Source organism: Aeromonas sp. ASNIH5 (genome assembly GCF_002902865.1).
GTDB lineage: Bacteria > Pseudomonadota > Gammaproteobacteria > Enterobacterales > Aeromonadaceae > Aeromonas > Aeromonas caviae.
In genome coordinates this window covers 2,460,555-2,477,899 of the sequence record NZ_CP026122.1, presented here as the reverse complement: position 1 = coordinate 2,477,899, position 17,345 = coordinate 2,460,555, and the positions used below count along the sequence as shown (strand labels likewise).

At 64.0% G+C, this 17,345-nt stretch carries 24 protein-coding genes; 9 read left to right on the top strand and 15 right to left on the bottom strand.

From position 1 onward, the window contains the following. Positions 1-38 precede the first annotated feature (38 nt). Together C2U30_RS11525 and C2U30_RS11520 are read right to left on the bottom strand one after the other, a co-directional pair. Positions 39-413 carry a hypothetical protein gene (locus tag C2U30_RS11525; protein ID WP_103243787.1) on the bottom strand — a complete coding sequence of 125 codons (375 nt, stop codon included), beginning with the start codon at positions 411-413 and terminating at the stop codon, positions 39-41. A gap of 148 nt (positions 414-561) precedes the next feature. Further along, on the bottom strand, positions 562-813 hold the full coding sequence (locus tag C2U30_RS11520) for a hypothetical protein (protein ID WP_039039818.1): 252 nt from the start codon (positions 811-813) through the stop codon (positions 562-564). Between the two features lie 247 nt (positions 814-1,060). On the opposite strand from C2U30_RS11520, the gene C2U30_RS11515 reads away from it, so the two are divergent. Beyond that, positions 1,061-1,384, top strand: coding sequence for a hypothetical protein (locus C2U30_RS11515; protein ID WP_103243786.1), 324 nt, complete (start codon positions 1,061-1,063; stop codon positions 1,382-1,384). A gap of 85 nt (positions 1,385-1,469) precedes the next feature. Here the strand turns inward: C2U30_RS11515 and atcC are convergent, their stop codons facing one another. From atcC to atcJ, 4 genes are read right to left on the bottom strand one after another with little or no spacing between them, the layout of a single operon-like run. After that, the gene (atcC, locus tag C2U30_RS11510; protein ID WP_103243785.1) at positions 1,470-2,372 is read right to left on the bottom strand and encodes a cold adaptation protein AtcC; all 903 of its coding nucleotides are present in this window, start codon (positions 2,370-2,372) and stop codon (positions 1,470-1,472) included. Between the two features lie 11 nt (positions 2,373-2,383). Beyond that, a complete protein-coding gene (gene atcB / locus C2U30_RS11505) occupies positions 2,384-3,151 on the bottom strand; it encodes a cold adaptation protein AtcB (RefSeq protein WP_103244693.1) in 768 nt (255 codons plus the stop codon). Positions 3,152-3,163: 12 nt separating this feature from the next. Further along, positions 3,164-3,706, bottom strand: coding sequence for a cold adaptation protein AtcA (atcA, locus tag C2U30_RS11500; RefSeq protein ID WP_103243784.1), 543 nt, complete (start codon positions 3,704-3,706; stop codon positions 3,164-3,166). A 23-nt stretch (positions 3,707-3,729) separates the two neighbouring features. Then, positions 3,730-4,014, bottom strand: a complete 285-nt coding sequence (atcJ, locus tag C2U30_RS11495) for a cold adaptation protein ActJcold adaptation protein ActJ (RefSeq protein ID WP_024943298.1) — start codon at positions 4,012-4,014, stop codon at positions 3,730-3,732. A 267-nt stretch (positions 4,015-4,281) separates the two neighbouring features. On the opposite strand from atcJ, the gene C2U30_RS11490 reads away from it, so the two are divergent. Next, entirely contained in the window at positions 4,282-4,692 is a 411-nt protein-coding gene (locus C2U30_RS11490) for an EF-hand domain-containing protein (protein WP_010672789.1), read from the top strand. 76 nt (positions 4,693-4,768) lie between these two features. Here C2U30_RS11490 and C2U30_RS11485 read toward each other — a convergent pair whose 3' ends face one another. From C2U30_RS11485 to C2U30_RS11470, 4 genes are read right to left on the bottom strand one after another with little or no spacing between them, the layout of a single operon-like run. Continuing rightward, the gene (locus C2U30_RS11485; RefSeq protein ID WP_103243783.1) at positions 4,769-5,293 is read right to left on the bottom strand and encodes a protein disulfide oxidoreductase; all 525 of its coding nucleotides are present in this window, start codon (positions 5,291-5,293) and stop codon (positions 4,769-4,771) included. Between the two features lie 3 nt (positions 5,294-5,296). Then, the gene (locus C2U30_RS11480) at positions 5,297-6,037 is read right to left on the bottom strand and encodes a DsbA family protein (protein WP_010672791.1); all 741 of its coding nucleotides are present in this window, start codon (positions 6,035-6,037) and stop codon (positions 5,297-5,299) included. 10 nt (positions 6,038-6,047) lie between these two features. Further along, positions 6,048-8,090, bottom strand: a complete 2,043-nt coding sequence (locus C2U30_RS11475; protein WP_103243782.1) for a protein-disulfide reductase DsbD family protein — start codon at positions 8,088-8,090, stop codon at positions 6,048-6,050. Positions 8,091-8,144: 54 nt separating this feature from the next. After that, the gene (locus tag C2U30_RS11470; RefSeq protein WP_103244692.1) at positions 8,145-8,525 is read right to left on the bottom strand and encodes a hypothetical protein; all 381 of its coding nucleotides are present in this window, start codon (positions 8,523-8,525) and stop codon (positions 8,145-8,147) included. Positions 8,526-8,688: 163 nt separating this feature from the next. Here C2U30_RS11470 and C2U30_RS11465 point away from each other — a divergent pair, with 163 nt between their 5' ends. From C2U30_RS11465 to pspG, 4 genes are all read left to right on the top strand, one after another. After that, positions 8,689-9,417: a 1-acylglycerol-3-phosphate O-acyltransferase gene (locus C2U30_RS11465; protein ID WP_039039739.1), complete on the top strand. Its 729-nt coding sequence runs from the start codon at positions 8,689-8,691 to the stop codon at positions 9,415-9,417. A gap of 206 nt (positions 9,418-9,623) precedes the next feature. After that, positions 9,624-10,286 (top strand): phage shock protein PspA, encoded by a 663-nt coding sequence (pspA, locus tag C2U30_RS11460; protein ID WP_010672795.1) that lies wholly within the window; start codon positions 9,624-9,626, stop codon positions 10,284-10,286. A 2-nt stretch (positions 10,287-10,288) separates the two neighbouring features. Beyond that, on the top strand, positions 10,289-10,495 hold the full coding sequence (locus C2U30_RS11455; protein ID WP_010672796.1) for a PspC domain-containing protein: 207 nt from the start codon (positions 10,289-10,291) through the stop codon (positions 10,493-10,495). A 47-nt stretch (positions 10,496-10,542) separates the two neighbouring features. Further along, positions 10,543-10,761: an envelope stress response protein PspG gene (pspG, locus tag C2U30_RS11450; protein WP_010672797.1), complete on the top strand. Its 219-nt coding sequence runs from the start codon at positions 10,543-10,545 to the stop codon at positions 10,759-10,761. 50 nt (positions 10,762-10,811) lie between these two features. On the opposite strand, the gene C2U30_RS11445 is transcribed toward pspG, so the two are convergent. Together C2U30_RS11445 and rarD are read right to left on the bottom strand one after the other, a co-directional pair. Further along, positions 10,812-11,147: a GIY-YIG nuclease family protein gene (locus tag C2U30_RS11445; RefSeq protein WP_103243781.1), complete on the bottom strand. Its 336-nt coding sequence runs from the start codon at positions 11,145-11,147 to the stop codon at positions 10,812-10,814. Then, positions 11,144-12,037 (bottom strand): EamA family transporter RarD, encoded by an 894-nt coding sequence (gene rarD, locus C2U30_RS11440; RefSeq protein WP_103243780.1) that lies wholly within the window; start codon positions 12,035-12,037, stop codon positions 11,144-11,146. Before rarD ends, C2U30_RS11445 begins: the two co-directional genes overlap by 4 nt. Positions 12,038-12,139: 102 nt before the next feature. On the opposite strand from rarD, the gene C2U30_RS11435 reads away from it, so the two are divergent. Further along, positions 12,140-12,730 carry a uracil-DNA glycosylase family protein gene (locus tag C2U30_RS11435; protein WP_103243779.1) on the top strand — a complete coding sequence of 197 codons (591 nt, stop codon included), beginning with the start codon at positions 12,140-12,142 and terminating at the stop codon, positions 12,728-12,730. On the opposite strand, the gene C2U30_RS11430 is transcribed toward C2U30_RS11435, so the two are convergent. Then, the gene (locus tag C2U30_RS11430; RefSeq protein WP_010672801.1) at positions 12,727-13,584 is read right to left on the bottom strand and encodes a DMT family transporter; all 858 of its coding nucleotides are present in this window, start codon (positions 13,582-13,584) and stop codon (positions 12,727-12,729) included. The genes C2U30_RS11435 and C2U30_RS11430 overlap by 4 nt on opposite strands. Before the next feature lie 91 nt (positions 13,585-13,675). On the opposite strand from C2U30_RS11430, the gene C2U30_RS11425 reads away from it, so the two are divergent. Next, entirely contained in the window at positions 13,676-14,593 is a 918-nt protein-coding gene (locus tag C2U30_RS11425; RefSeq protein ID WP_042014956.1) for a LysR substrate-binding domain-containing protein, read from the top strand. 104 nt (positions 14,594-14,697) lie between these two features. Here the strand turns inward: C2U30_RS11425 and znuB are convergent, their stop codons facing one another. Further along, positions 14,698-15,477, bottom strand: coding sequence for a zinc ABC transporter permease subunit ZnuB (znuB, locus tag C2U30_RS11420; protein ID WP_010672803.1), 780 nt, complete (start codon positions 15,475-15,477; stop codon positions 14,698-14,700). Positions 15,478-15,486: 9 nt separating this feature from the next. Next, positions 15,487-16,251 (bottom strand): zinc ABC transporter ATP-binding protein ZnuC, encoded by a 765-nt coding sequence (gene znuC, locus C2U30_RS11415; protein WP_103243778.1) that lies wholly within the window; start codon positions 16,249-16,251, stop codon positions 15,487-15,489. Between the two features lie 94 nt (positions 16,252-16,345). On the opposite strand from znuC, the gene znuA reads away from it, so the two are divergent. Beyond that, the gene (znuA, locus tag C2U30_RS11410; RefSeq protein WP_103243777.1) at positions 16,346-17,284 is read left to right on the top strand and encodes a zinc ABC transporter substrate-binding protein ZnuA; all 939 of its coding nucleotides are present in this window, start codon (positions 16,346-16,348) and stop codon (positions 17,282-17,284) included. Positions 17,285-17,345 lie beyond the last annotated feature (61 nt).

Here is a 17,345-nt window from a genome sequence, read left to right as displayed (position 1 = left end):
CTGGCTACAACACGCCAGGGGAATGGCACCGCCGCCAATCAGTTGTCGAAGTTCCACTCGATGGGCAGCTCAAGATCGAAAACAAGCTGATCCCCGTCGAGGGTGAAGGCCACGCTGGTCTGGTGCTGGTCGTATTCGTCGATAAGGCGGCAGCTCTCGGAAAAGTTGGATTCGTAGCCAAGACGGGCAGTGCCGCCGGTGTTAGCCTCGTCGAGTTCCACCCCCAGCACCCGCAGGGGATCCTTCTGGCTGAGCTTGACCCGGCTATCGCCCACATCCACCAGCCGCTCCAGCAGGGGGAAGAAGTCCTGCTTGTTGGCCTCGATGGCCCGGGCGATGGCCTGCTCCAGCTCGGTGGCGCTGGCAAGGGCGGGATCCAGCGTGTAGCGGGTCTGGATGCTTTCCTGAGTCATATTGTGCTCCTTGGGGCAATGAACCTGCGTCGGCCATCAGCACGATAGGCGGTGAGCAAGGCATGCCTAGCCATTAAATAAGGTAGTGATTCATTCTGGTGGATAAAACCATCAAAAAAAGCCGATGAAGGCAGCATATTGCTTTTCGTCAGGCGGGAATGCGGCCATTGCGCACCAGGGCCCGGCGGATATTTTTGCACATCTTGCCGAAGCGGTTGAGCTCGTCGAAGCTGGGCGGGATGCCGCGATCGATCTGATATTGCCAGTAGCAGAGGTCCGTATCCACCAGCTCCATCAGCTTCTTGGGGCAGCCGATGCAGGTGTTGTCCGGTCCGCATTTGAAGGTATCCGGTTGATAGAGCGGAAATTCCGCCTTCACGGCGTCGATGATCTGCTGCATGGCGGTCATGCGGTCCGGCTTTCTGCTCACGGCTCGTTCCCCGGCGGCTTGTATGGGGGAGTCATTATATCCCTGACAAAATGTGGGCCAATGACGCTTAGGAGGTAGTCCGCCTTGCGTGGCAAGCCACTGTGCCCCGGATCCTGCGCCTGCTTCCCCCCTGGTGGCCTCTTCTGTCTGGCGCCGTTTCGGGTCATGATGAAAGCCCCGAACGAACCACTTTTTGACTGACCCCTCTGGAGGTGTGATGAGACCCTGTGCCCTGCTGTTGCTTGTTCCCCTGGTGTGCCAGGCCGAGGCCAGCCCGAGTGAACCCGTGCAGGAAGGTACCCTGGCCAATCAGCAGCTGATCCGGGATGCCATGGTGGGGGTCGCATCCTGGGTGGCCACCAAGGGGTGTGACGCGCCGGAGCGCTTCGTGCCCGTGGTGTTGCAACTTCCCGAGGGGGAGCCGGGCGGTCGCCACTGGCAGGAGCGCTGGACGGTGACGGGCTGTGGCAACGACTATCCCGTAGTGATCGATTTTCGGGAGACCGGGATGCAAAGCGCCATGTGGACCATTACCCGATAGGGTCGGCGCCGCCATCTGCAAGCTGCACAGATGACAACGCCCGGCAAGCCGGGCGTTGGAACAGGGTGAAGGGGAAAGCCCGTCATCAGAAGTCGTGGTAGAGGGGCCAGCCGAGCAGGGGGTGGCGGATCCCGGCGCGCATCTCCATGTTGTCGAGCTTCTCCGGCGAGGCGTCCTCTTTTTGCAACTGCTGGTACTGGCGCACAAAGCCGAGGGTGTGGAGGAGGTTGGGCACAAAGCCCGGGCTCAGCTCCTGACGCAGGGCGGCGGCCATGTCGGCGGGCAGCGCGCTCAGCATCAGGGCAAGCTGGGCGGAGAGGTAGTCGGTGTCGTACCAGCCCTCGTCGAGCTCAATTTCCCGCGCCAGCTTGCGCTTGAGATCCTGCTTCACCTTGAGGGGGGCGGCGCCACTGCCCTTGCCGCAGAGGATGCGGTAGAGCAGCGCCTCGGCCAGCTTGTCCTCCATGGTGGGGTGGTCGCTCTCGCAGGCGAAGAAGTGCTGGTCGATGAGTTCCATCAGGCGGCTCTTGTTGTGCTCGGTCAGCGCCTTCTCGTACTCCTGCCACCCTTGCCACTCCTCCACATCGGGGGGGCTGGAGATCTTGTCCAGCAGGCGGGCATCCACGTCACCGTAGAGGCTGTTGCCAGCCTGCTTGGGGCTGACGGTGATGAGCATGGACCAGCCCTTCTGGAACGGCTTGATGGGGCCTTCCGGTGCCTGCAACAGGGCCAGTGCCTTGGCCGGATCCCGTTGGGATAGCTCCTGCAGGCCGAGGCTCACCACGCCGATGACGTCGTGGGCCGCTTGCTCCAGCAGGTGCATCTTGTACTTGTTGTAGTACTTGTCGGCGAATTTGAGGCTCATCAGCACCGCCTTGCCCTTGATGGCGGCGAGCTGCTGCTGACTCAAGAGTTCGTTGTCGCGGCCAAAGCGCAGCACCTGGGTCAGAAAGGGGCCCTGGTTGGCATCGCGAATGACTAACTGCATGAATGGGCTCCTTAATCCAGAAAGCTGAACATGTCGTCGACGTCACCGTACTCGTCTTCCTCGACCTTGTTCTTCTCTTTGGCCTGCATCACCAGCTCGGCGGCAAACTTGTTGATGATGCCGTCCCAGGTGGAGTGCTCGTTGCGCAGCAGCGACTTGATGGATTTTTCCACCTCGGGGGCCAGCTCGCGAATGAGCATCAAGAGGCTGCGCGGGTCATCCAGCGCGTAGTCGTGGACATCCTCGCTCTGCTGGCGCTCGCTGTAGCGCAGGGACTCTTCGAGATCTTCCTCTTCGGCGTGCAGCACGTCGCGATAGCCTTCGTCCTCTTCATAGCGATCGCCGCGATAGAACTCGATAAAGGGGATGGCGAGGTAGAAGAGACCGGCCGGATCTTCGGCCACGCACTCGAGGATCTCGCGCTGCTTGGCTTCGCTATCCTGGGTGCGGATCAGGTAGTTGAGGAAGTCGAAAGTGTGCTGTTGCAGCTCGTCGGCGTTGTTCTTGATCGCCTCTTCCCAGTAGAGGGGCTGCTGGCAGACGATGTCGCGGATCCGCTCCGGGGTCATCAGCTCGGAGATGATGGAGGGGAAGGAGATGTCGTGCTGGCCGTTGATCTGGGTCAGGGTAACGATATCAATGTTTTCAATCACTTCTGCCAGCTGGTCGTCAGACATGGTCTTGGCGATCAGCTCGAACTTCTCGCTGGCCTGCTTCGGCTCGATAACGGCCAGCTCTTTGATCTCGATGGCGGTAATTTCTATCAGACTGTTGCTCATGCCTTGCCCCAATTAGAAACGGACTTCGTCGTACATATCCTGATCGCCGTCGTCATCACCATAGCGGTCACTGCCGCCGTGGTAGTCGGCGTCGGCATCTTCCCCGTCTTCCTCTTCTTCGTCCCGCAGCTCATAGTCGTCATCACCGCGGTGGCTGCCGCGGGGCAGCGGGTTGTCCAGCAGGAACAGCACGGCGCAGGCCTCCATCAGCTGATCTTCGCTCTGTGCCCGCACCGCCTTGACCAGCGGCAGGACGGCGTTGCTGAAGCCGACGCTCACCTTGAACTCGTCCCAGGAGGGCTGCTCACCGCTGGCGAGCCACTTGTTCCACTGCGACTTGGCCTTGGGCGGGAACTGCACCCGGCCATAGAGGGCGAGCGGCAGGTATTCGGGCATGAACTCCAGCATGCTCATGTCGGCCAGCAGCAGGGCCTTCATCTGGTCGGTGAACTGCTCGAGCCCCTTGGGGTCGTCCTGATCCCGGTAGGATTCGATGTTCTCGCTGGCATCGCTTTGCAGGGCCTTGAGCCGTGCCTGGTCCCATTTTTTTTGCATAGTCGCTCTTCTTGCCTGGTGGCTCAGGGGTAGAACTGGTCCCACATCTCCTGCATGGCAGCAGCGGGATCGGTCACGATGACGTTGTTGAAATCCTTGATAAAGGCGGCCCGCTGTTTCGGATCGGACAGCACTTCATAAGCCTGCTTTACCTGGTGCAGCCGGGCGGCTGCCTGCTCTTTCTCTTCTTCGCTCGCCCCGTGCAGCTTGTCGGGGTGGTACTGGTTCGACAGCCGTCGATAGGCTTTTTTGATGTCGTTTTCACTGGCATTGGACTTGACGCCCAACACCCGGAAGTAGTTGTTCATGACGGATCCTGCCTCACTGGCATGGTGGAATTCATCCTGTGTCGACCTGGTGGCGCAACGTCGGCAAACCAGGCTCGGCAAAAACCGGAGATTTTAACGGAAAGCCGGCGCCTCTGCCATGAAAGTGCGGTCTTTCTGTACGAAAAGAGCGGGCGGTGCGAGATGGCGGCGGGGCTACACTGGCAGAGGGGGGCGGCAGGCCCTGGCGTTGCCCGGCCCCCTCTTGTCCGAACCATCCGGATTCTGCCGTCACAAGGAGTCATCGCCATGGTCAAGTCCGCGTTTTTCGTGCTCGCGCTGGCAGGCAGTGCCGCCTCTGCCAGCGACATACTGCCCGCCTCGCCGCTGATGGGGGATGTCACCAGGGCCCAGTTCATGGAGCGCGCCGCCCAGCGCTTCGCCTTGCAGGACAAAAACGGTGACGGCGTGCTGTCGGTTGCCGAGAAAGAAGCCAACCTGGCAAAACTGGCTGGCGTGATGCAACAGGCTGGCAAGCCGGTCCCGGAGCGGATGAGCCAGCTCAAGCCGTCGCGGGAGACCACCAGGGCCCAGTTCATGGCGCGGCAGGAGGCGCTCTTCTCTCGCCTGGACAAGAACGGTGACGGGGTGATCGGGGAGTCTGAGCGTCTCGACATCAAGGCCAATCTGGAGAAACGGGCGATGGAGGCCGCCCAATAGGGCGGGTTGTCAGCCCTCTGATGAAAAAGAGCCCGGTATCGCTACCGGGCTCTTTGCATCTCTGGCATGAAGGGGGCTACCAGCTTGCCCAGAGCAGCCGCAACCTGAGCCCCCAGGCGCTGCTCCAGCCGGTGGTGCTGCTCACCAGAGCCCCATCCTTGATGACGAGGAAGGTTGGCGTCACCCCCACCTGCCAGCGGGCGGCCAGATCCCCGGACTCGTCGTTGTGGGTGGGGAAGGTCAGCCCCTTCTTCGCCATCCCGGCGCGCAACGGCTCATCGCTGCCGGAGCGCAGGGCCACCGTCAGCACATTTTCACCCTCCTGCCAGAGCTGCTCCACCGTGGGAGTGGTGAAGCGGCACACCCCGCACCAGCTGGCCCAGTAGTAGACCAGCAGGGGCTTGCCGCGGCTCTGCTCGGCCAGCGTGGTGGTGGTGCCGTCCTGCAGGGTGAAGGGGGTCTCCATGGCCCCCGCCGGCAGGGTGGGGCTGCGCCACAGATCCACCAGAGTGGTGATGACGAGCGCCATCAGCAGCAGCCAGAGCGCCTCCTTGCCCCAGCGGCGCCAGCGGGGGGCCCTTATGCCTGTATCCTCGGCCATGGCTTAGCTCCGCTTGGCCAGCTCGGCTTTGACCAGCTGCTCCAGCTCGTCATAGGGAATGGCACCCGGTACCAGCTGGTTGCCGATAAGGGTCGCCGGGGTGCCTTGCACGCCCAGCAGGGTGCCGATGCGCAGGCTGTTGCGCAGCTCTTCGGTGGCCTTGCCTGCGGGCTTGAGGGTCAGGTTGTCGGTGGCGGCCAGCGCCTTGTTGATGTCCGTCTCGGTCAGCATCCCCTGCTTGCTCATGAGCTTGTCGTGCAGGGGGAGGAAGCGGGCAGGATCCTGTTGCCACAGGGTCAGGCTGTACTGGGCTGCCTTGGCGGAGGTCTGTCCCTTGAACGGCAGCAGCTTGATCACCAGCCCCAGATCGTCCGGATAGGCCGCGAGCAGCTTGGCGACCGCCGGGTCGAACTGCTTGCAGTAGGGGCAGTTGTAGTCGGTGAACAGCACCAGGGTCAGCTTGGGATGCTTGGCGCCGAGGCGCGGGCTGGTGGGGCTGTTGAACAGCACGTCCTGGTTGCCCTTGATGAAGTCACCCATCTGGGCTTGCTGGGTCGCGGCGTTCTGTTTCTCCCAGGATTCGGCTGCCTCGTCGAGGATCCCGGGGTTGGCGATCAGGGTCTCGCGAATGAGCTCCTTGATGCGGGCCTCCTGCTCCGGGGTGAAGGGGGCGGCGTGCAGCGTGGGGGTGCCCAGGGTGGCGGCGACCAGGGCGGTGCAGAGGGTCAGGGTTCGCAGTCTCATGGCATTCTCCTTAGAAATGGGTGGCATCGGCCTGAACGAGGCCGGCCTTGTGCAAGCTGTCGAGCAAGTCGGCCTTGTCCAGCAGGGGAGAGAGGACCTCTCCTTCCGGCAGGCCGGGCCCGTAGATCTGGTTGAAGGGAACGGCGGCGGCGCCACGCTGGCGCAGGAAGACGGAGATGGCATCGCTCGGCCGGCTCCAGTCGCCGCGAAGGGCTACCACGTCCGGGGCCGACAGGGCGCGCTGCACCTCGTCACGCAGCAGCACGTTGTATTTGTTGGCCTTGCAGGTGACGCACCAGTCGGCGGTGACATCCACGAAGACCCGCTTGTTCTGGGCCAGGGCGTCGGCGATGGCCTGTTCGGAGAGCGGCTGCCAGGCGATGCGATCGACGCTGCCACTCCCTTTCACCGTGAGGGCGCCCCCCAGCAGCAGGGCGCCGCCGATGAGTGCCGAGAGGGAGAGGGCCAGGGTGAAACCGCGCAGGCCATAGCGCCAGAGGATGCCCATCAGCAGCGCCAGCACCATGGCGGCCATCAGCCAGCCGGTGGCCGTGGTGCCCAGATGGTTGCCAAGCAGGCTCGCCAGCCAGAGGCTGGAGCCCAGCATCATCAGCCCGAGCAGGATGCGCAGTCGCTCCATCCAGCGCCCCGGTTTGGGCAGCCAGAGGGCAAGGCGCGGCAGGGCCGCCACCAGCAGCCAGGGCAGGCTCATGCCAAGGCCGAGGGCCGTGAAGATGAGCCAGAGCTGGCCGAGGGGCGCCGCCAGTGCAAAGGCCACCGCGGTGCCGAGGAAGGGGGCCGAGCAGGGGGTCGCGAGCAGGGTGGCGAAACTCCCTTGCAGGAAGTGACCGCCGAGCCCCTCGCCGCCGCGGGTGGCGAGGCGAGTGTTGAGGTTGCTGGGCAACCTTATCTCGAACAGCCCCAGCAGGTTGGCGCAAAACAGCAGGGTCACCGCCACCATGAAGCCGATGAAACCGGCGCTCTGGAACTGGATCCCCCAACCTACGGCCCCTTGTGTGGCGCGCAGCAGGCTGCTCATGGCTGCCAGCACCCAGAAGGAGGTGATTATCCCGGCGCTGGCGGCGAGGAACTGCTTGCGCACGCCTCCTTGTTCGCGCCCCTGCTGCTGCAACACGGTGCCGAGTTTCAGGGCCAGCACCGGCAGCACGCAGGGCATCAGGTTGAGGATGAGACCGCCGAGCAGCGCCGCCCCCAGCAGCCAGAGAAGTGGCTGCCCCGGGGCCGGCAGGGCGAGGGGATCGGCGATGGTGGCGCGGGTCTGCCAGGCCTGCTCGCCGCTGGTGAGCAGCAGGCCGAGGGATTGGCCACGCAAGTCAGGGGCATCCCCCTGCCAGCCGTCGCTGACTGGCACCCGGGCAATCAGGGTGGTGCCGTTCACCTCGAGCGCGGGCTTGCCGAACTCGGCCCCCTCCAGCGCATCGATGAAGAGCGCAGGTTCCTGCCAGCCTTCTGCCCGCTCGGCCCGCAGTTGCAGCTGGTTGTGCTGGTAGCCGAGCTCGACCCGGGTGTCGGCAGGCAGCGTCTGTGGCAGGGTGCTCATGGCCCGGGCCCAGGCGAAGTCAAAACCGGCCGGCGCCTGCCCATCCGCCGCCAGGGTGAAGGGGTAGTCGGTCAGGATGCAGACATTGCTGCAGGTGGAGAGGCGCAAGGTGCCCTTGAGCGGCTGCCCGGCCGGGTAGCCCAGGCTCAGGGGGAAGCGTACCTGCTCCTGATAGCCCTGGGTGTTGAGCCCTGCCACCTCGAAGGGGCGCGGCGTGGGCCAGTGCCACTGGAAGTCGCCGACCGGCTCATCCCACAGGATCTGGGGCGCAATGCCCCCTTCACCCGGGCTGTGCCAGTAGGTCTTCCAGCCTGACGCCAGCTGGACATCGAGCAGGATGCGGGTCTGATCCGGGACGCTGCGGTCGGCTTGCAGCCTGATCTTGGCGTGACTGTTCTGGGGGCGGGTGAGCCACCCCGTATCGCTGGCCAATCCGCTGGATTGCCACAGCAGGCTGCCCAGTAGCAGGGCCGCCTTGAAGAGATTCGACATGTGTTGGGTCTCGCAAAAAATGAGTGACAGCAGGCTGAAAAAGCGCGGCTGAACTCATTCCCGCCAGACGCAGAGGGTGAGGTGCAGTCGCCGCTCCGGCGGCGAGACATTGATGGGGGGAGGCAGTGCCGGCGCGCGCCGTGACAGCGGCACCAGCAGGGCAATCACGAAGGCGATGGCGAAGAAGAGTTGCTCCACGCACAGCAGACTGGCGGCGCTCAGCCACTTGCCGTTGAGCTGGCAGCTGTTGGGCTGCACACTGGCGGGCGTGCTCTTGTCGGCCTGGTCGTCGGCTGAGGCGAACTGGGGCAGGGTCTGGCAACTCACGGCGTGATCGAGCAGGGCGAGGCGGGCCAGCGGCTGGGCCGCGCAATTGAGCACCAGCAGGCAGACCAGCAGCAGGAGTCGTGTCGCCGCGCGTTGTTGCAAAATCATGCTCGCCCCGTTCATCAAGATGGCCACATCCTAGCGGGCAATGGCGGGTGGGGCAAGCCGGGGTGACCGGTGGCGTCCGGGGCTGGTCGGTTCTGTCTGGCGAACGCTTGTTCGCTAAAAGGGGGACCAGTATACTGCGCCGAGTCAAATTCCGAGGTGTTCGATGCTCAAACTTGCCCGTGTGCTGCTGCTGGCACTGCTGCTCGTCTTCTGGTTCCTGTTCGGCCTGTTGCTTTGTCTGGTGCGCCCGCGCCACCCGAACAACGTCTATGTCTTCGCCCGCATGTATCATGCGGTCTGCCCGCTGATCGGCCTCAAGGTCCGGGTGACGGTGGCCGACGAGGTCAAATCGGTGGGGCCGGCGGTCTATGTCTGCAATCACCAGAGCAACTACGACATCTTCACCGTGACCGGCGCCGTGCAGCCCGGCGTGGTAGCGGTGGGCAAGAAGAGCCTGCTGTGGCTCCCCTTCTTCGGCCTCATCTTCTGGCTCTCCGGCAACGTGCTGATCGACCGCTCCAACCGCTCCCGCGCCATCGGCACCATCGGCCAAGTGGTGGATCGCATCAAGCATCGCGGCACCTCCATCTGGATGTTCCCGGAGGGGACCCGCTCCCAGGGGCGTGGTCTGCTGCCGTTCAAGGCGGGGGCCTTCCACACTGCCGTCCAGGCCGAGGTGCCCGTGGTGCCCATCGTCTGCTCCAGCTACTTCGGTCAGGTCGATCTCAACCGCTGGGACAACGGTGAGGTGCTGCTGGAGGTGATGGCCCCGGTGTGCAGCAAGGAGCACGGCGCCGCCGGCATCCGCGAGCTCTCCGACACCTGCCGGGAGAAGATGGAAGCCAAGCTGGCGGAGCTGGATGGCAAGCTTGGCCATCGGCCGGCGGCCTGAGCCCGGTTGCAGAGAAGAGAGGGAGCCGCTGGCTCCCTTTTTTATTGGTGAAAATCACCATCTTGTTGGTTTTTTTCACCACGCCGTATCCAATAAACATCCATCGTTAACTTTCATCTAATTGTAAATAAAGGAAAAAATATTCTGGCACGGCTCTTGTAATGTCATGGGAAGAGAGTGACACCCCATCAACAAGGAGCCAGACCATGAGCGTATTCAGCCGCCTGACCGACGTGATCAATGCCAACCTGCACAGCCTGCTCGACAAGAGCGAAGAGCCGGAGAAGATGCTGCGGCTGATGATCGAGGAGATGGAGCAGGTCCAGGTCGAGATGAGAACCCAGGCCGCCCGCGTCATCGCCGAACAGAAACAGCTGGAGCGCCATCAGCAGGCGCTGCGCAACCAGATCCAGGAGTGGGCAGCCAAGGCCGAACTCGCCATCCAGAAGGGCCGCGAAGATCTGGCCCGTGCCGCCCTCACCGAGAAGCTGGCGGAGATGAAGCAGTGCGAGCGGCTGGAAGAGGACAAGGCACGGGTGGCCGAGGTGCTGGCCCAGCTCACCGCCGACAGCGAGCGACTGGCGGCCAAGCTGACCGAGGCGCGGGAGAAGCAGAAGATGCTGACCCTGCGCGAGCAGACCGCCCACAGCCGCATCCGCGCCCGTGCCCAGGTGGACAACCAGCGCATGCACGAGCTGGTGGCCCGCTTCGACGGCTTCCAGAACCGGGTCGATCAGCTGGAGGCCCAGCTGGAGGCGGCGACCCTGGGGCAGAATCCGTCCCTCGAGGCCCAGTTCCGCGAGCTGGAGCTGAACGACGAGATTGAGCGGGAACTGGCCCGGCTCAAGGGTCAGAAGGTGGAGGCATAACCATGACACCCTGGCCCAAGGATCTCGCCCATCGCAAGCTGACCGGGGTCTGCGCCGGTCTTGCCAGAGGGCTGGGGGTGTCCAGAGTGACGGTGCGGGTGGTGGCCCTGCTCGCCCTGATCCTGATGCCGCCGCTGGCCCTGGCGCTCTATCTGGTGGGGGTGCTCGTCATGCCTCCCCGCCGTGAACTTCAACGCTGGCTGGGGTGATCTCCGGATCGTCCCGTCGGCAAGTGCAAGCCCGTGAGGAGCACAACATGCTGGAATTTATCGTCTTGATCCTGGTGCTGATCGGCATGGCGCTGACCGGATTCACCGTGCTGGCCATGCTGCTGGTGAGTGGGGTCTTCGTGCTGTTTGGCGCCCTGGCCGGCATGTTTGCCCTCATCATCAAGCTGGCGCCCTGGTTGCTGGTGGTGCTGGTGGTGTGCTGGCTACTCAGCAACAGGCGCAAGCAGTCGAACACCTACCGTTAAGCCTCCCTGATTTCGCATCCTTCCTTGGCCACTGCTTGCAGTGGCCCTTTTTATGGGGGCGACACAGGGTCGGTGTGCGGGGTGGCAAGCCAGGAAAGGCTCCAGCCGTGCCACAACGCCGGCTCGTGTACCAGGCGCTCCTTGAACGCCTTGCTCTGCTGCTTGAGGCGGTACTCGAGGCGCAGCGCCTCGCGTTTGCCGGGGACCTCCTGCTGCCATACCAGGGAGAGGGGCCCCTTGCCGCGCAGGGCTCTGGCCCCCTTGCCGTTCTGGTGCTGACGCAGTCGCCGCTCGGGATCCGTGCTGATCCCCGCATAGAGTGCCCCGGCGCCAGTGCGCACCAGATAGACAAACCAGCGGGAGGGAGTGGGGGTGGCGAGGGTCACGAGGTGCGCCACCTGGCCCGCTGGCGCCCAAGCCGGTGCAGGGGCAGCAGGCTCACCAGCAGGCCGGCCCAGACGAAGGCAAAGCCCACGGATTTCACCGGATCCGGGATCTCGCCAAACCAGAAGAGGGCGAGCAGGAAGGCGAGGCTCGGCTCTATGTATTGCAACAGCCCCACCGTGCTCATGGGCGTGCGCGCCACCGCATAGCAGAACAGCCCCACCGGCAGCAGGGTGGCGGGGGCACTGCCCATCAGCAGCAGGCGCTCGGTCCAGTCACCGGCCATAAACTGGCTGGTGCCCTGCAAGGTCAGCCAGCCGATGATGAGAAGGGCGATGGGCAACTGCACCAGGGACTCCAGATAGAGGCTGGTACCGGCGTCCAGTCTCACCTTCTTCTTGATGAGGCCGTAGAGGGCGAAGTTGGCCCCCATCACGAGGGAGAACCAGGGCAGCTCGCCGTAGGAGAAGAGCATGTAGGCGAGCCCCGCCAGGGCGAGCGCCACCGCCAGGTGTTTTTGCGGGGTGAGCTTCTCTTTGAGGAAGAGCACCGCAAAGGCGATGTTGAAGAGCGGGGTCATGAAGAAGGCGAGGCTGGTGGCCAGCACCTGGCCCGTGGTCAGGCACCAGGTGAACATGCACCAGCTGATGGACATCACGGGGCCCGCCAGCAGCACGAGGCCGAGCTGCCGGGGATCGCCGCGCAGGCCCCCCCAGGGTACCCGCTGGCCGAGGAGCAGAAGCAGGCCTCCCAGCAGCACCACGGACCAGAGCACCCGGTGGGAGAGCAGTTCCCACATGTTGATCTCCGGCATGAACTGGTAATAGAGGGGCAGCATGCCCCACAGCACGAATGAGAGGGCCGCGCTGCCGGTGCCCATCCAGTTCTTCATCTCTCTCCGTTTATTAAACTAAACAATGGCGGCTGCATGATAAGTATCCGCCGCCCCTTTCACAAGCGGGAGCGGGGAGAAAACTCTGGTACTATCGGGCCCATGAACCGACTCGATCCCCTGTTTGAACAGATCCGGGCCTGCCGCCTGTGCGAGGCCCACCTGCCGCTCGGCCCAAGGCCGGTGATCCGCGGCAACGAGCGCGCCCGTCTGCTCATCATCGGCCAGGCCCCCGGCACCCGGGTACACGCCAGCGGCATCCCCTGGGACGATCCCTCCGGCGATCGCCTGCGCTTGTGGCTCGGGGTGGACAAGGCCACCTTTTACGATGAATCCCGCATCGCCATCATGCCCATGGGGCTCTGTTACCCCGGCAGGGGCAAGTCGGGGGATCTGCCGCCGCGCCCGGAATGTGCCCCCACCTGGCACGACAAGGTACTGATGCTGCTGCCCAACATCGAGCTGACCCTGCTCATCGGCCAGTATGCGCAGGCTTACTACCTGAGGGCGGCGGCGAAAGGATCGCTCACCGAGACGGTGCGACACTGGGCGGACTATGGCCCGGCCTGGTTGCCGCTGCCGCACCCGTCCCCGCGCAACACCCTCTGGCTCAGGAAGAACCCCTGGTTCGAGCAGGGGGTGATCCCCCATCTGCAGCAGAGGGTCGCCCCCCTGCTTGACTCGGCAGGCTAGAGCGCCGGCTCGGCCTGGGGCTTGGGCTTGCTGCGGGCCATGGCGACCAGCGGCAGTATGATGCACAGGCACCCCAGCAGCAGCGGCAGCCCCGGCTGTTCGTCAAACAGCCAGACCCCGATGGCGACCGCCATCAGCAGCCCGGTGTACTCCGCCGAGGCGATCTTGCTCGCCTCCGCCTTGCGATAGGCCATCACGCACAGCCCCGCGTAGACCATGATGAGCGCCGAGGAGCCGAAGGCGGGCCACCACATCTGCCATTGCCACTCGCCCCCTTCCCACCAGGCCAGCGCCAGGATGAAGGGCATGCTCAGCACATTGGTGAAAAACAGGGTCTGGGCGATGGGCTGCTGGAGCGGGATGCGCTTGATCAGCAGGTTGTTGACCGCCAGGGAGAGCGCCACCCCGAGCGCCGCCAGGGCGGCCCAGTTTACCTCGGTCGGGCGCAGTACGATGAGCACCCCGACGAAGCCGAGCAGCGCCGTCAGCACCTTCTGGCGCGAGAGTGCCTCCCCCGCCAGCCAGACCGCGAGCGGCACCATCAGCAGCGGGGCGGCATAGAAGAGGGCGTTGGCGGTGGCGAGCGGCAGCCGGGTGAGGGCGACCACCATCAGGCAGACACCGACGGCCCAGATGTGGGCCCGCAGCAGGTGCCACTTGAGGGCTACCGGCGGGTTGCGCCGCCAGGACCAGAGCAGCCAGGGGGCGAGTAGCAGGGCCGCGGAGAGCTGGCGGAAAAAGACAAATTGGAAGATGGGCTGGTCCGGCTCCAGCACCTTGACCAGGGCATCGGAGAAGACCGCCACCATGTTGCCGAGCACCAGATAGAGGATGCCTATCCCGACTGCATTCATACCACCTCCAGATTCAGATGAGGGGAGGGTAGCCCGCGGCCTGTTATCCAGTAAAATGATAAAAAATCATCACGCATGAGAAATTTGGATAATGAAGCTGCCCCCCCTGCGCGCCGTTCAATATTTCGAGGTGGTTGCCCGCCTGCTGAGTTTTTCCCGCGCCGCCCTGGAGCTCAATGTCAGCCAGAGTGCGGTCAGTCACCAGATCCGTCTGCTGGAGGATTTTCTGGGGGAGCGGCTGCTGCTGCGCCAGGGGCGGCTGCTCTCCCTGACGCCCCAGGGGGAGATCTATTTCGAGGGGATCGCCGCCGGGCTGGTCCAGATTGCCCAGAGCAGCGAGCAGTTGCGCGGGGGAGGCGAGATGCGGGTGCGGCTCGCGGTCTACAGCTCCTTTGCGGTGAAGTGGCTGATACCGCGCCTGGCCGGGCTGCGCCAGCTCTATCCCGAGCTGGATCTCAGCCTGGAGATGGTGGCGGAAGATCCCGAGCTCTCCGACAGGGTGGCGGACGGTTTCATCACCGTCTCCCCCGAAGGGCCGGGCTACATGCACGATCTGCTCTATCGGGAGCGGCTGATGCCGGTGTGCAGTCGCCGGATGTGGCAGCAGGTGGAAGGGGAGTGGCCCGCCACCCTGTGGCAGTTGCCGCTGCTCTCCATCCAGGCTATCTACCGCGAGAAGGGGGAAGATTGGCGGCGCTGGGCCGAAATGGGGGGGCTGACCATTCCCCCCGAGGCGAGGGTGCACCATTTCAGCCATATCCTGCTCGCGCTGGAGGCAGCGAACTGGGACCAGGGAATGGCACTCATCAATGACTACATGTTGCAGCCGGAGGATCCGCGTCTGGTGCGGCTGCCCCTGCACGCCCTCGAGACCGGCGACAACTTCTATTTCGTCTTCAAGCGCTCGCGCGCCCATGAACCCGCCATCAGCCGGTTGCGTCAGTGGCTGTGGCAGGAGTCGCAGGCGAGCCTGAGACCCGGGGAAAACGAGCCTCTCAGGCGCGTCTGAACGGGCTGGGCGCCCTATGCAGAATGGACGACGCAGCCCACGACGCAGGAGTCTGATTCGGAGGGCCTGATGGCACTGGCGAGACCAGGGCCATCAGGAGCAGGTCAGGTGCGCTTGAACTGGCTCAGTACAAAGAGGGTGGTGGCGCAGACTACGACCGAGGGACCGGCCGGGGTGTCCTGATACCAGGAGAGGGCAAGGCCCCCCAGCACGGCGAGACAGCCTGTCAGGGCGGCAAAGCCGGCCATCTGCTCCGGAGTCTGGCTGAAGCGGCGGGCGGTGGCGGCGGGAATGATCAGCAAGGAGGTGATGATGAGCGCCCCGACGAACTTCATGGCCACGGCGATGACCAGGCCTATCAGCAACATCAGCACGCAGCGCAGCACATCCACCCGCACCCCTTCCACCCGGGCCAGCTCTTCTGAGATGGTCATGGAGAGCAGGGGATCCCAGAGCCGCCACAGGGTGAGCAGCACCAGGGCGCCGCCGCCGTAGATCCAGAGCAGGTCCATGGGCTGCACCGAGAGCAGGTCGCCAAACAGGTAGGCCATCAGATCCACCCGCACGTTGTCCATGAAGCTCAGGGTGACCAGACCCAGCGACAGGGCGCTGTGGGCCAGAATGCCGAGCAGGGTGTCGGTGGCGACCTGCTGGTTGCGGCTCATGATGACCAGCAGCATTGCCATGGCGAGGCAGCAGACCACGACCGCCAGGGTGAGGTCCACCTGCAGCAGGATACCGAGGGCGATGCCGAAGAGGCAGGCATGGGAGAGGGTGTCGCCAAAATAGGCCATCTTGCGCCACACCACGAAGCTGCCAAGCGGCCCGGCCAGCAGGGCGATGCCGAGTCCGGCCGCGAGGGCGTATAACAGAAAGCTGTCCACGTGAAGATCCTAGTTGTTGCGAGAGGGCAGGCGGATGACGGGAGCCTGCGGTTCATGATGATGGTGTTCGCCATCGCAGTGGTGATGGTGGGTATAGACCGCCAGCACCTCCCGCTCCGGTCGCCCGAACAGGCGGGCAAATTCCGGGTGGCGGGCCACGCTCTGTGGCTCGCCGTGGCAGCAGACGTGGCGATTGAGGCAGATCACCTCGTGAGTGCTGGCCATCACCAGGTGCAGATCGTGGGAGACCATCAGCACGGCGCAGTGGAACTCGGCGGCCAGCTGGCTGATGAGGGCATAGAGCTCGATCTGGCCCGTGATATCTACCCCTTGCACCGGTTCGTCCAGCACCAGCAGCTCGGGTTTGACCAGCAGGGCGCGGGCCAGCAGTACCCGCTGCATCTCGCCACCGGAGAGCTTCTGCATCCGGTTGTCCAAGAGCTCCTGCGCACCGACCCGATTGAGCGCCTCCTCGATGGAGAGGCGGCTGTTCTTGCCAAGTTGCAGGAAGCGGCGCACCGTCAGGGGGAGGGTGGGGTCCAGATAGAGGCGCTGGGGTACATAGCCGATCCGCAGATCGCGGCGGCGAACGATGTCCCCCGAATCTGGGCTGAGCAAGCCCAGCACCAGCTTGCTCAGGGTGCTCTTGCCCGCCCCGTTGGGGCCGACCAGGGTGGTGATTTTGCCTTTGTTCAGGGTAAAGGAGACCTTGTCGAGCACGAGTCGTCCGTCAAATGAGAGACAGACCTCTTTCAGCTCCACCAGTTGGGTCATGACAGCTCCGGGGTTTACAGCCTGTGAGAGTTATAATATAACAGCGACGTTGGTTTGTTATATTATCACACACACACACCCTGACGAGACCTCTATGCGAATTCTTGCTCTGATCACTGCCCTGATGGCGGTGAGTCTGCCTGTCCGTGCCCTCGAGGTGCTGACCACCATCAAACCCCTGGGCTTCATCGCGGCGGCGATCACCGATGGTGTGAGCGAGCCCGGGGTGCTGCTGCCCACCGGTGCGTCGCCCCACGATTTTTCCCTGCGCCCTTCCGACATGCGCAATATCAAGGAGGCCGATCTGGTGGTGTGGGTCGGTCCCGAGCTGGAAGGCTTCATGGCCAAACCCCTGGCCCGGCATCCTCATGTATTGACCCTGACCCAGGTTCCCGGCATGCCGCTGTACAACTATGCGACCCAGGGGGAACATGACGATCATCACCATGATGACAAGGATCATGACCATGCCGCCCACGACCACGGCTCGCACGACGAGGGCCATGAAGGGCACCACCACGAAGGGGTGGATCCCCACATCTGGCTGGGTCCAACCCAGGCCAAGGTGATTGCCGAGGCGATCGCGACCGAACTGGGCAAGCTGGATCCTGCCAACCAGGCGCGCTATGCCGCCAATCTCGCGGCCTTCGAGGGCAAGGTTGACGCCCTGGACAAGGTGATCGCCGTGCAGATGAACGCGGTGGATCAGAAGGGCTACTTCGTGTTCCACGAAGCCTATGGATACTGGGAGCGTCACTACGGCATGAGCTCCAAGGGACACTTCACCGTGAGCCCGGAGCGTCGCCCGGGAGCCAAGACGCTGATTGACATCCGCAAGGCGCTGGAAGAGAAAAAGGCGAGCTGCATCTACGCCGAGCCGCAGTTCTCCCCGGCGGTGATCGAGTCGGTTGCCCGCAATACCGGGGCCAAGGTGCTGCTGCTGGACGAAGTCGGCGAGCAGGTGCCGCTCGGTCCGGACGGTTATCCGCAATTCATGCAGCAGTTGGCGGATGCCTTCGCCCAGTGCCGCTAGGCCTTGCCCGACATTGACGATAGAGGCGGCGCGGCCAACTATACTGACCTCCAGCATCTGA